The following is an 11601-nucleotide window of genomic DNA, read 5'->3' on the forward strand; positions in this document are numbered from 1 at the left end:
CGGAGAAGGACCATGAAGATCGTCATCATCGGCGGCACCGGCCTGATCGGCTCCAACGTCGCCAAGCGGCTGCGCGAGCAGGGCCACGAGGTGCTGGCCGCCTCGCCGAGCACCGGCGTCAACGCCGTCACCGGCGAAGGTCTCGACGACGCGCTCCAGGGCGCCGACGTCGTCGTGGACGTGGCCAACTCGACGAACTTCGAGGACGACGCGATCCTGGAGTTCTTCCGGGCATCGTCGGGCAACCTGCTCGCCGCCGAGAAGACCGCCGGGGTCAAGCACCACGTGGCGCTGTCGATCGTCGGCGCGGAGCGCAACCCGGAGAGCGGCTACATGCGCGCCAAGGTCGCCCAGGAGGAGCTGATCAAGGCCGCGGGCGTGCCGTACACCATCGTGCGGGCGACGCAGTTCTTCGAGTTCACCGGTGCGATCGCGTGGGGCGGCACCCGTGGCGAGGAGATCCACCTGCCGTCGGCGATGATGCAGTCGATCGCGGCCGACGACGTCGCCGCCGCCGTGGCCGACGCCGCGAGCGCCGAGCCGGGCGACCGCACCCTCGACATCGCCGGTCCCGACAAGATCCGCCAGGACGACATGGTCCGCCGGCTCTTCGCCGCCGACGGCGACCAGCGCCCCGTCATCACCGACGACACCGCCACCTACTTCGGCGCGCCGGTCAACGACACCTCCCTGGTCCCGCTCGGCGAGGCCCGCATCGGCAAGATCGACTTCGCCACCTGGCTCGCCAACCGCCCCACCGCCTGAGCGACCCCGCCGCCGCGCGCCGCCGCCGGCCGCCGGCCGCCGCCCGACGGCCGCCGTGCGCCGGACGCCGGACGCCGTGCGCAGCCTCGCATGATCACTGTTTCCGGTCAGAACCTGTGGTCCGACCAAAGGTTCTGACCGGAAACAGCGATCATGGCCCGGCGCAGCGGCGCTGGCGGCGTCACCCATACCGCAAGGAGATGAGACCGATATGGCATCCACCGACCTGTCCTTCGCCGACCGCGTGGTCATCGTCACCGGCGCGGGTTCCGGCATCGGCCGGGCCACCGCGCTCGCGTTCGCCGAGCACGGCGCGCATGTCCTGGGCGTCGGACGGCGCGCGCAGGCCCTGGCGGAGACCGCCCGCCTGCATCCGGGGGTCGTCCCGCTGGCGATCGACGTACGCGCCCCGCACGCGGCCGACGCCATCGCGCAGGCGGCGGCCGACCGGTGGGGACGGATCGACGTGCTGGTCAACAACGCGGGCATCACCGCGCTGATCCCGCTGGCGCAGGCGAGCGCCGCGCAGATCACCGACCTGTTCGAGGTCAACGTCACCGCGCCGAGCCTGCTCGCGACCGCCTGCCTGCCGCTCCTGCGCGAGCACCGCGGCTCGATCGTCAACGTGTCCAGCACGTACGGCCGCCGCCCGCTGGCGGGAGCCTCGCACTACGCGGCGACGAAGGCCGCCGTCGAGCAGCTCACCCGCAGCTGGGCGCTGGAACTGGCCGCTGACGGCATCCGCGTCAACGCGGTCGCGCCGGGGCCCACCGAGAGCGAGGCGCTGGGCGCGGCGGGGCTGTCCGCGGAGCTGCTAGCCCAGGTCAAGAAGCAGGAGGCGGCGAGCATCCCGCTCGGCCGGCGCGGCGAGCCGCACGAGGTCGCCACCTGGATCCTGCGGCTGGCCGACCCCGGCGCGGTCTGGCTGACCGGGCAGATCCTGGCCGTCGACGGCGGCCTGGAACTCGTCTGACCACGAGGCGGCGTCGCGCCCGACGGTGACCACACGTCCGGACGCAAGGGGTCGGGACCTCATCTGAGCACAGGAGGCGTCATGGCCGAGGGTGACTACCTGCCCGGACGCAACGGGCTGCTGCTGATCGACACCGTGAACGAGGTGTTCGACCCCGGCGGCAAGGGTTATCCGCTGTACGCGGCGGAGTTCGACCGGATCGGCACGTTCGCCAACCTGCGGCGGCTGCTGGCCGGGGTCCGCGAGCGCGGCGTGCCGGTGTTCTTCTCGGGGATGTCCTACACCGAGCAGGACTACGCGTCCTGGGGCCGGCTGACCGGCATCCACCGCGAGATGTTCGACAACCGGCTGTTCGCGGCGGGCACGTGGAACACCGAGTTCCACCCGGAGCTGTCGCCGGGGCCCGGCGAGGTGGCGCTCGCGCCGCACAGCAACATCGACGTGTTCGCCAGCACCGACCTCGACGCCCAGCTGCGCCACCACGGGGTGGAGTTCTTCGCGGTGGCGGGGATGATCGGCAGCATGTGCGTGGAGTCGACCGCGCGCAGCGCGATGGAGCGCGGTTACCACGTCACGACGATCCCCGATGCCACCGCGTCGGAGGCGGGGCCCGCCGCGTACGACGCGATGGTCGCCCGTTATCCGCTGTTCTCGCACGCCACCCTGGCGGTCGACGAGTATCTGCGGGCGCTGGACGGGAACTGAACCGGGGCGGTGCGAGATCCGCACCGCCCCGGTCTCCTTCAGCCGAGCGTCAGTTCTTCTTCTTGTAGACGTAGAACGTGATGGTGCTCGTGTTGTTGTCCGGGTTCGGGTCCGGGGTGGTGCTCGACACCGTGGCGGTGTTGGTGAGCTGGCCTTCGGTACGCACCTTCAGCTTGATCGGGAAGACGAGCGTCTCGCCCGCGGCCAGGCTGTCGGCGGTGCAGGTCACGACGTGGTCCTGGCCCGAGTCGTAGGTGCAGGCCGACGGCAGGGACTCCACCGAGACCTTGTCGGGGCGCAGCGGCAGGGTGTCGAGCACGGTGATGTTCTGCGCGGCCGAGGGACCGAGGTTGCGCACGGTCACCGTCAGCAGCACGACCGTGCCCTTGTCCTTGTCCTTCTTGTCGCTCAGTGCGGCCGCTTCCTGCTGCTGCCACTCCTGGGTCGCCGCGGCCTCGATCGCGAGGTCGGCCGAGGTCTCCACGGTGGTCTCCGTGGTGGCCGTGTTGTTGCCGCTGTTCGGGTCGGGCGTCGAGGACGACACCGTGACCGTGTTGGTCAGCGTCGAGCCGTCCGCGACGTCCGCGCCGACCGTCACCGTGAGCACGACCTCGCGGTCCTGGCCCTGCGGCAGCGTGCCGAGCGCGCAGACGACCTCGTCGTCGTCGTTCGCGGTGCACACGGCGTCGCCGCTGCTGTCCACGTACGTCACGCCGTCGGGCAGCGTGTCGGTCAGCACGACCTCCTGCGCGTCGGACGGGCCGTCGTTGTTCGCGGTGATCGTGTACTTCAGCTCGGTCCCGGCCGTGACCGGGTCCGGCGAGTCGGTCTTGGTGACCGACAGGTCGGCCGACGCGGCGACCTCGGTGCGTACGCTCTCGCGGACGTCGTCGTTGTCCGGGTCGGCGGTGTCGCTGGACACGACGGCCTCGTTGAACAGGATCGTGCCGGGCACCTGGTCGGCGGCCACCCGGCCGACGACGGTGATCGTCGCGGTCGCGCCGCTGGCCAGGTTGCCCAGGCCGCACTCCAGGCGGCCGCCGTTGGGCTGGCCGTTGGTGCACGAGCCGACCGAGGCGGTGACGGAGTCGAAGGTGACCCCGGCGGGCATGGTGTCGTGCACGACCACGTCACGGGCCGTGGACGGCCCGCCGTTGGTGACCGTGATGACGTAGGTCAGGTCGGTGCCCGCGTCGACGGTCTCCGGGCCGGTCTTGTCCAGGCTCAGGTCCGCCGAGCCGACGAAGTCGACGCGTCCGGTGGCCTTGTTGTTGCCCTTCTCCGGGTCGGCGGTGGTGCTGCGTACCGTCGCGACGTCGTTGATCTGGGTGACGTCGGCGGCGGTGACCACGACCCGCACGACGCCCCGCGCACCGGCCGCGATCGTGCCCAGCTCGCAGTTGATGGTGACGTCGCGGGTCGAGGCGGTCGAGGTCGGGGTGCAGGTCCCCGGGCTCACCCGCACCCGCGACACCTGGAACGGCGCCGCGGAGGTCAGCACGTCGCGCAGGGTCACGCCCTGTGCGTCGGACGGGCCGAGGTTGTCGACGTAGATGTCGCAGTAGCCCTCGCCACCGGCCGGGGCCGGCTCGTCGGGCTTGCAGACCTTGGTCAGTGACAGGTCGGCCGCGGTCTGCACGACGGTCGTCGTGGTGACGCTGCTCGGCGACTCGTCGCCGCCGCCGGTGACGGTGGCGGTGTTGGTGAGCGTGAGGCCGGCGAAGTTCGCCGGGACGCTGACCTGGATCACGAGCGGGACCGACTGGCCCGCCCCCAGGTCGCCCAGCCCGCAGGTGAGCGTTCCCGCGACGTTGGTGCACAGCGGCGCGCTGTTGACCAGCGTGACTCCGGCGGGCAGCACATCGGTGACGGTCACGTCGGTCGCGGTGGCGTCGCCGTTGTTGGTGACGGTGACCGTGTAGGTGACCTCCTCCCCGGCGAGGACCGGGCTGGGCTCCCCCACCTTCGTGATGGCCAGGGAAGGCTGCAGCGCGAGTTGCGACAGCGTCCGGTTGACGGCGCGCGTGGCCAGCGCGCCCTTGCTGATGGTGTTCGCCGCGCGCAGCGGGCTGCCGACCGGCACGGACCGGTCGGCTCCGGCCTGCGGGCCCGCGGCCGCTGCCGCCGGCGTGGCTACCGCGAGCCCGCCGGCCATGGCCAGCGCGGCGTACGCGGTGAGAAGACGTCTACGAGACAACGGTGTCCCCCTGTCCTGGTTGATCTGGGTGCGTCACCCACTTCATCAACGCGCCAGGGTCACTTTGCGTAAGGGGTCGGCTACTTTAAGAAGTAGGAGGTCTTTCCTTGTGCCCCGCCGCGAGCAGTTCGATCATCGCGGCGATCCGCACCGGACGCTGCTCCGGGCGGCGCCTGGTGGCGTCGATCCAGCGCAGGTAGGCCTTGCGGTAGAACTGCGCGAGCGCGTCGAAGAACGCCCCCGCCGCCGGGTTGGCGTCCAGCGCGGCGGCCACGTCCTCGGCGAGGTCCGCGCGCTGCGGCCCCTCCGCCACGAGCTCGACCGGCACGGTCGCACCGGCCCGCACACCGCAGTCGCGCAGCCACGCCGGACCCAGGGTGAAGCCGAACCCGCCGCCCGCCGCCTCGACGACTCCCCGCACGCGTATCCCGCCGACGGTGCCCGCGACATGGTGACGCGGCTTGCGGCCCCATACCGTGTCGGGGTCGAAAGGCACCGGGACCAGGACCGCGCCGCGGGCGGCCACGCCGATCACGGCGTCGAATCGCACAGGTTCCACAGCATCCGATCCTCGCATCCGGAGCCGACGAAACGGTGCCCACGGGCCGCAATGGAGCGGGGCCCCGGACGATGCTCGTCCGGGGCCCCGCTGCGGCGCGATGGTCAGACGGTGCCGCGGCCCCGCACGCCCGCGATCAGCGCGACGCCGAGGGCGGCCAGGCCGACCTGGAAGACGAGTTCGATCCAGTCGATGCCGTCGGTGACGGCGACGCCGACAGCCTGCGCGATCGCGGTGCCGATGAGGGCGGCGACGATGCCGACCAGGATGGTCAGCCAGATCGGCATGTTCTGACGGCCGGGCACGACCAGGCGTCCGAGGGCGCCGACGACGAGTCCGACGATGATGGCCGAGATGATACCGGCGACGGTCATGGTGTGCTCCTTTATGTGCGAGTAGGGGTTGCTCCGCGACGCTTGGCTGCCCGCATCTACACCGTGTCAAACCTCGCCGTGCTCAGCGCACCCGCGCGGGCCGAGGTTGGCCAACCCGGCCCGCGGCCATGGCGTTTCCATCAGGATGGAACGTGGCTCCACGGGGGTGGGGGTCGAAGCGGAGGAAGGGACGAACACGATGGTGGAGCACACGAGCAGCGGCGGTTCGCACGGACACGACCATGCGGACATGGCGGGCGACATCGACACGATGACCGTCAGCCAGCTGCGCGGCTGGCTCAAGGACCACGGCGTGACCGGGACCTCGGGCATGCGCAAGGAAGACCTGGTCAAGGCAGCGGTGAAGACCATGCGCTCGGACCAGGGCACAGCCTCGCCGAACATCGCGACCGGCAAGAAGAGCACCACCGCCCACAGCCCGGCCAGGAGCACGCCGAGCAGCGCGGCCGCGCACAAGACCGCGCCGGGCAGCCCGCCCGCGCACAAGACCGTCACCAGCAAGAAGACCGCCCACGGCACGGCGACCCCGCGCACCGAGACCGGCTCCGGCCAGGCCGCCGAGACGGCCTGGGAGAGCGGCCACGACGACGTGATCGACCTGCTGCTGTCCCACCACGAGCAGATCAAGCAGCTGTTCAGCCGGATCGAGCGGGTGCAGGGCCAGCAGAAGCAGGAAGCGTGGGAGCAGCTGGTACGCCTGCTGGTGCTGCACGAGACCATCGAGCAGCAGCTGGTGCACCCGCTGGCCGCCCGGCGCGTGCCCGACGGCGAGGACGTCATCGAGTCACGCCTGCAGGAGGAGCAGCAGGCCACCGAGGACCTGTCCCGGCTGTACGGCCTCGGCATCGACGACCCGCAGTTCGACGACGGCCTCATCGAGCTGCGCGACGCCGTGGTCGAGCACGCCGAGCTGGAGGAGGACGAGGAGTTCGGCTACCTGCGCGAGAACGTGCCCGCCGAGCAGCTGATCGGCATCGCCACCGCGGCCCGCGCCGCCGAGCGCGTCCAGGCGTCGGGCTCACCGTCGGCGATCACCGAACGGCTCCGGGGCGCGCTGCGTGACGCCGTGAAGTGAACCGGTCCCGCCGCCGCGCCCGCCGTGCACCTGACCGGCGGGCGCGGCGGCGTCCGGTCAGGACCGCACCCGGCGGGCAAGGTAGCGGGCGGTGTGCCCGCCGGCCGCCGCGACCTGCTCCGGGGTGCCCGCCGCGACGATGCGGCCGCCCGCGTCGCCGCCGCCCGGCCCGAGGTCGACGACCCAGTCGGCGGTCGCGACCACGCCCATGTCGTGCTCGACCACGATCACCGTGTTCCCGGCGTCGACCAGGTCCCGCAACTGGCCCATCAGCAGCTCGACGTCGGCCGGGTGCAGGCCGGTGGTCGGCTCGTCCAGCAGGTACAGGGTGTGCCCGCGGTGGGCGCGCTGGAGTTCGGTGGCGAGTTTGATGCGCTGCGCCTCGCCGCCGGACAGCTCGGTGGCAGGCTGGCCCAGCCGCAGGTAGCCCAGGCCGACCTCGCGCAGGGTGCCCAGGCTGCGTACGGCCGCGGGCACGTCGTCCAGGAATCGCCCGGCCTGCTCCACGGTCATCGCCAGCACGTCGGCGATCGTCGCGCCCCGGTAGGTGATCTCCAGCGTCTCCGGGTCGTAGCGCGCGCCGTGGCAGTCGGGGCAGGTCGCGTACGTGCCCGGCAGGAAGATCAGCTCGACGGTGACGAAGCCCTCGCCCTGGCACGTCGGGCACCGCCCGGCGGCCACGTTGAACGAGAACCGGCCGGGGTCGTAGCCGCGCTCGCGGGCCTGCGCGGTGCCGGCGAACAGCTTGCGTACGGCGTCGAACATGCCGGTGTAGGTGGCGAGGTTGGAGCGCGGGGTGCGGCCGATCGGCTTCTGGTCCACCCGTACCAGCCGGTCGAAGTGCTCCAGCCCGCGTACGTCGGCGGCGAGCACGTCCTGGTCGTCGACCGGCCCGAGTTCGGACTCGGCGTCGGGCTCACCGGGTTCGGCGGCGGCGACGCCCAGGTGGCGGGCGACGACGTCGGCGACGACCTGGGTCACCAGCGTCGACTTGCCGGAGCCGGACACTCCGGTGACCGCGGTGAGCACCCCCAGCGGCAGGTCAGCGGCCAGGTCGCGCAGGTTGTGCCGGTTGACGCCGCGCAGCCGCAGCCAGCCCGTGGGTTCGCGGCGCTCGCGCCGCCGGGGGCGGGCCCGGCCGGGGAACAGGTACGGCCGGGTGGCCGAGTCGGCGGCGTCGCGCAGCCCGTCGACCGGTCCGCTGTAGACGATGCGGCCACCGGCCTCGCCCGCGCCGGGGCCGACGTCGACCAGCCAGTCCGCGCGGCGTACCACGTCCATGTCGTGCTCGACCACGAAGACGGAGTTGCCCGCGGCGCGCAGGTGGCCGAGCACCTGCAGCAGCGGTTCGGCGTCGGCGGGGTGCAGGCCCGCCGAGGGTTCGTCGAGCACGTACACCACGCCGAACAGTCCCGAGCGCAGCTGGGTGGCGATGCGCAGCCGCTGCGCCTCACCCGGCGACAGGGTCGGCGCGGGCCGGTTGAGCTGCAGGTAACCGAGGCCCAGCTCGACCAGTACGCCGATCCGCGCGCACAGGTCGGCGGCGAGCGTACGGGCGACCTCGGTGCGCTCGCCCGACAGCGACGACTCCCACGCCGGTTCCGGATCGGCCAGCGCGGCGGTCGGGGCCAGCACGTCGGCCAGCGCCGACAGCGGCAGCGCGACGAGGTCGGCGATCGTGTGCCCGGCGAAGGTGACCGCCAGCGCCTCGGGCCGCAGCCCGGTCCCGTCGCAGGTGGGGCAGGCCCCGATGGTCACGAAACGCAGTGCGCGGGCCCGGTTGCGCTCGCTCTTGGAGTTGACCAGCGTGTGCATGATGTGCGACCGCGCGCTCCAGAACTGGCCGTTGTACACGGCCTCGCCCCGGTCGCGGTGCGGATGCACCTCCACGACCGGCTGCTCGTCGGTGTAGAGGATCCAGTCCCGCTGCTTCCTGGGCAGTTTGTGCCAGGGGCGGTCCACGTCGACACCGAGGGCGACCAGGATGTCGCGCAGGTTGACGCTCTGCCACGCGCCGGGCCAGGCCGCGACCGCGCCCTCGCGGATGCTCAGCGCCGGATCGGGCACCATGAGCCGTTCGGCGACCACGTGGGTACGGCCCAGGCCGTGGCAGGTCGGGCACGCGCCGGCGACGGTGTTCGGGGAGAACGCCTCGGCCTCCAGGCGCTGCGTGGTGCCGGGCGGGTAGGTCCCGGCACGCGAGAGCAGCAGCCGCAGCAGGTTCGACAGCGTGGTCAGCGTACCGACGGTGGAGCGGGCCCCGCCCGAGCCGCGGCGCTGCTGGAGCGCGACCGCCGGGGGCAGCCCGCTGATCTCCTTGACCTGGGGCGCGGGCAGCTGGTTGAGCAGGCGGCGGGCGTACGGCGCGACCGACTCGAAGTAGCGCCGCTGGGCCTCGGCGTAGATGGTGGCGAAGGCGAGCGAGGACTTGCCGGAGCCGGAGATGCCGGTGAACGCGACCAGCGCGTCACGCGGCAGGTCCACGTCGACGTCGCGCAGGTTGTGCACCCGCGCGCCCCGCACCCGGACGAACGGGTCGTGAAGCGGCGCGCTGCTGGGCACTGCCCCCTCCCGCCCGAGTGGATCACACCCCAGCCGAGCATAGCGAGGCGGTGGCCCCGATCATCGGACTTGCCGGGCACCTGTGCGCATCTCGTGCTCGTCCACGCCCAGGTGCCTGGCGAATCTGCCGATCTTGACCGGGCAGGTCAGGACTGGCGGGTCTTCTGGCGCGGGTCGGCCTTGTTGATCACGAAGACGGCGCCGTGGCGGCGCACCACGATCGAGTTCGGCCGGTTCTTGAGACTGCGCAGCGAACTTCTGTTCTTCATCTGGCACCTGCCCTTTCTAGGCGAACCCCATCGACAACCACCACGATCCGACCGGCATTCCCGCAGGTCATAAGCATTGCTGATGACAAACCAGGCAAAAGCCCATGTTAAGGCGATCAGACGCGCGATGATCAGGCTGACCGAACCTGACCTGAGCGAAGGAGCAACATGAGCGCGTCGTCAGCGGCGGGAACCGGCGGCTTCGGCGGCCAGCCGGTGCCCGTCCAGCCCGTCGACCCCAGCCGGGCGATGGTGTCCGTCGCCACCTACCCGGAGTACGCCGACGCGCAGCGCGCGGTGGACTTCCTGTCCGACAGCAAGTTCCCCGTCGAGCACGCCGCCATCGTCGGCACCAACCTGCGCATGGTCGAGCAGGTGCTCGGCCGCATGACCACCGGCAAGGCCACCGCGTACGGCGCGGCCGGCGGAGCCTGGTTCGGCCTGTTCATCGGCCTGCTGTTCGGCATCTTCGTGCCGACGAACTGGTTCGCCGTCGTGATCACCGCCGTCGTGATCGCCGCGATCTGGGGTGCCATCTTCGGCGCCATCGCCCACGCCATGTCCCGCGGCAAGCGCGACTTCACGTCCAGCCGCTCGCTGCAGGCCGGGGAGTACGCCGTCAGCGTCACCGCGGAGAACGCCGACCAGGCCCGGCAGCTGCTCGCCCGGCTCCCCGCCGCCCCGGCCGCCAGGGCCTGACGTGCGCGGGCCGCAGGGCCGTCCTAGAACAGCCGGCCCTCCTTGACCTCGGCGGGCTCCTCCAGTTCGAGCAGGAAATGCTTGCGCTGCAGGCCACCGGCGAACCCGGTGAGGCTGCCGTCGCTGCCGACGACCCGGTGACAGGGCACGATCACCGAGACCGGGTTGCGGCCCACCGCCTGCCCGACCCGCTGGGCGAGCGCCGGGTTGCCCAGCCGCGCGGCGAGCGCCCCGTACGTGGTGGTCTCGCCGTGCGGGATCTCGCGCAGCAGCGCCCATACCCGCTGCTGGAAGTCGTCGCCGCGCAGCGCGACCGGCACGTCGAACGACGTGCGCCGCCCGGCCAGGTAGTCGGCGAGTTCCGCGGCCACCCGGGTGAACAGCGGGTCACCGGCCGCGTCGACGTACGGGCCGATGGCCTCCGGCTTCGGCGGGTACCAGTGGCCCGGGAAGTAGAGCCCGATCAGCTCGTCCCCGTCGGCGACGAGCATCAGCTTGCCCAGCGCGGTGGCGATCCGGGTGTGCCGTGCGGTCATTGTCCGCTCCTTCCGCCTTTCAGCCGATCATCTCACCGAGACCGCGTGCACGGCTCGCGGGAAACCGACGTCACACCCGGCCTGCGGTGACGCGCCGTCGTGGCGCCGCCCGCGCGGCGGTGCCACCGGCGGCCAGGCGGGTCACGCCGGTCGGGGCGTGGTCACGGCCACAGACGTTCGGTGCGCCAGCCCTCGGGGGTACGCCGGTAGCGCAGCCGGATGTGCCGCCGCTCCGCATCCGCCTGCCAGAATTCCACGCTCATCGGCTTGAGCAGGTACACCGTGTGGTGTTCGGCGACCAGGAGCGGATCGGCCTCCAGCCGGGCTTGCGCGGCGAGCAGCTCGGCGGCCAGGTCGGCGGGGTCGTGCAGCACGGTGCTCTGCCGTCCGAGCAGGCTCGCCGTCCGGGAGCCGAGCGGCCGGGCCAGGAAGTCCTGGGCGCTGACCTCGGGACCGGCTGGCTGCACCGGCCCCCGGACCCGGATCTGGCGGCCCTGCTCGCGCCAGTAGAACCCGAGGGCGGCCTGCGGGTTCACGCCTAGCTGCGCGCCCTTGGCGCTGATCGACTCGGTGGCGAAGTACAGGCCCTCGGCGTCGAGGTCCTTCAGGATCAGCACCCGCAGGTCCGGCATGCCGTCAGGTCCGGCGGTGGCCAGGGTCATCGCGTGCGGTTCGGACACCCCCGCCGCGACGGCCTCGTGCAGCCAGGCGGCCAGCAGGTCGGCGGGGTCGGGCGCGGCGGCGTCCGGGTCGAAGGTCGGCAGCGGGCGGGCGAAGACCGGCAGCCCTCGCAGAAGATCACGCATGGACACGCCGCCATTCTCCCGGATCGTCCCCGATGGTTGCGCGACCAGTCCCCGCTTCCG

At 72.1% G+C, this 11601-nt stretch carries 12 protein-coding genes; 5 read left to right on the forward strand and 7 right to left on the reverse strand.

What is annotated here, in order from left to right; all coding sequences use genetic code 11:
• Positions 1-12 precede the first annotated feature (12 nt).
• The 3 genes from HAV40_RS05615 to HAV40_RS05625 all read left to right on the forward strand — a co-directional run bounded on the left by HAV40_RS05615 (position 13) and on the right by HAV40_RS05625 (position 2443).
• A complete protein-coding gene (locus tag HAV40_RS05615) occupies positions 13-765 on the forward strand; it encodes an SDR family oxidoreductase (RefSeq protein WP_166379618.1) in 753 nt (250 codons plus the stop codon).
• Between the two features lie 211 nt (positions 766-976).
• Positions 977-1738 (forward strand): SDR family NAD(P)-dependent oxidoreductase, encoded by a 762-nt coding sequence (locus HAV40_RS05620; RefSeq protein ID WP_166379620.1) that lies wholly within the window; start codon positions 977-979, stop codon positions 1736-1738.
• A gap of 81 nt (positions 1739-1819) precedes the next feature.
• On the forward strand, positions 1820-2443 hold the full coding sequence (locus tag HAV40_RS05625) for a cysteine hydrolase family protein (protein WP_166379622.1): 624 nt from the start codon (positions 1820-1822) through the stop codon (positions 2441-2443).
• A gap of 49 nt (positions 2444-2492) precedes the next feature.
• Here the strand turns inward: HAV40_RS05625 and HAV40_RS05630 are convergent, their stop codons facing one another.
• The 3 genes from HAV40_RS05630 to HAV40_RS05640 all read right to left on the reverse strand — a co-directional run bounded on the left by HAV40_RS05630 (position 2493) and on the right by HAV40_RS05640 (position 5573).
• The gene (locus HAV40_RS05630; protein WP_166379624.1) at positions 2493-4640 is read right to left on the reverse strand and encodes a COG1361 S-layer family protein; all 2148 of its coding nucleotides are present in this window, start codon (positions 4638-4640) and stop codon (positions 2493-2495) included.
• 85 nt (positions 4641-4725) lie between these two features.
• Positions 4726-5199, reverse strand: a complete 474-nt coding sequence (locus HAV40_RS05635) for a YdeI/OmpD-associated family protein (RefSeq protein WP_239086372.1) — start codon at positions 5197-5199, stop codon at positions 4726-4728.
• A gap of 104 nt (positions 5200-5303) precedes the next feature.
• Positions 5304-5573, reverse strand: coding sequence for a GlsB/YeaQ/YmgE family stress response membrane protein (locus HAV40_RS05640; RefSeq protein ID WP_166379628.1), 270 nt, complete (start codon positions 5571-5573; stop codon positions 5304-5306).
• A gap of 199 nt (positions 5574-5772) precedes the next feature.
• Here HAV40_RS05640 and HAV40_RS05645 point away from each other — a divergent pair, with 199 nt between their 5' ends.
• Complete coding sequence (locus HAV40_RS05645) at positions 5773-6669, forward strand: hemerythrin domain-containing protein (RefSeq protein WP_239086375.1); 897 nt, start codon at positions 5773-5775, stop codon at positions 6667-6669.
• A 57-nt stretch (positions 6670-6726) separates the two neighbouring features.
• Here the strand turns inward: HAV40_RS05645 and uvrA are convergent, their stop codons facing one another.
• Positions 6727-9231 (reverse strand): excinuclease ABC subunit UvrA, encoded by a 2505-nt coding sequence (gene uvrA, locus HAV40_RS05650; protein ID WP_166379630.1) that lies wholly within the window; start codon positions 9229-9231, stop codon positions 6727-6729.
• 146 nt (positions 9232-9377) lie between these two features.
• Positions 9378-9500 carry a ribosomal protein bL36 gene (locus tag HAV40_RS05655; RefSeq protein ID WP_166379632.1) on the reverse strand — a complete coding sequence of 41 codons (123 nt, stop codon included), beginning with the start codon at positions 9498-9500 and terminating at the stop codon, positions 9378-9380.
• A gap of 168 nt (positions 9501-9668) precedes the next feature.
• Here HAV40_RS05655 and HAV40_RS05660 point away from each other — a divergent pair, with 168 nt between their 5' ends.
• The gene (locus HAV40_RS05660; RefSeq protein WP_409364972.1) at positions 9669-10199 is read left to right on the forward strand and encodes a general stress protein; all 531 of its coding nucleotides are present in this window, start codon (positions 9669-9671) and stop codon (positions 10197-10199) included.
• Between the two features lie 23 nt (positions 10200-10222).
• Here the strand turns inward: HAV40_RS05660 and HAV40_RS05665 are convergent, their stop codons facing one another.
• Both HAV40_RS05665 and HAV40_RS05670 read right to left on the reverse strand, forming a co-directional pair.
• On the reverse strand, positions 10223-10735 hold the full coding sequence (locus tag HAV40_RS05665; protein ID WP_166379634.1) for a methylated-DNA--[protein]-cysteine S-methyltransferase: 513 nt from the start codon (positions 10733-10735) through the stop codon (positions 10223-10225).
• 161 nt (positions 10736-10896) lie between these two features.
• Positions 10897-11541 carry a pyridoxine/pyridoxamine 5'-phosphate oxidase gene (locus HAV40_RS05670; protein ID WP_166379636.1) on the reverse strand — a complete coding sequence of 215 codons (645 nt, stop codon included), beginning with the start codon at positions 11539-11541 and terminating at the stop codon, positions 10897-10899.
• Positions 11542-11601 lie beyond the last annotated feature (60 nt).

Origin of the sequence: Catellatospora methionotrophica (genome assembly GCF_011297335.1) — a bacterium.
Taxonomy (GTDB): Bacteria; Actinomycetota; Actinomycetes; order Mycobacteriales; family Micromonosporaceae; genus Catellatospora; species Catellatospora methionotrophica.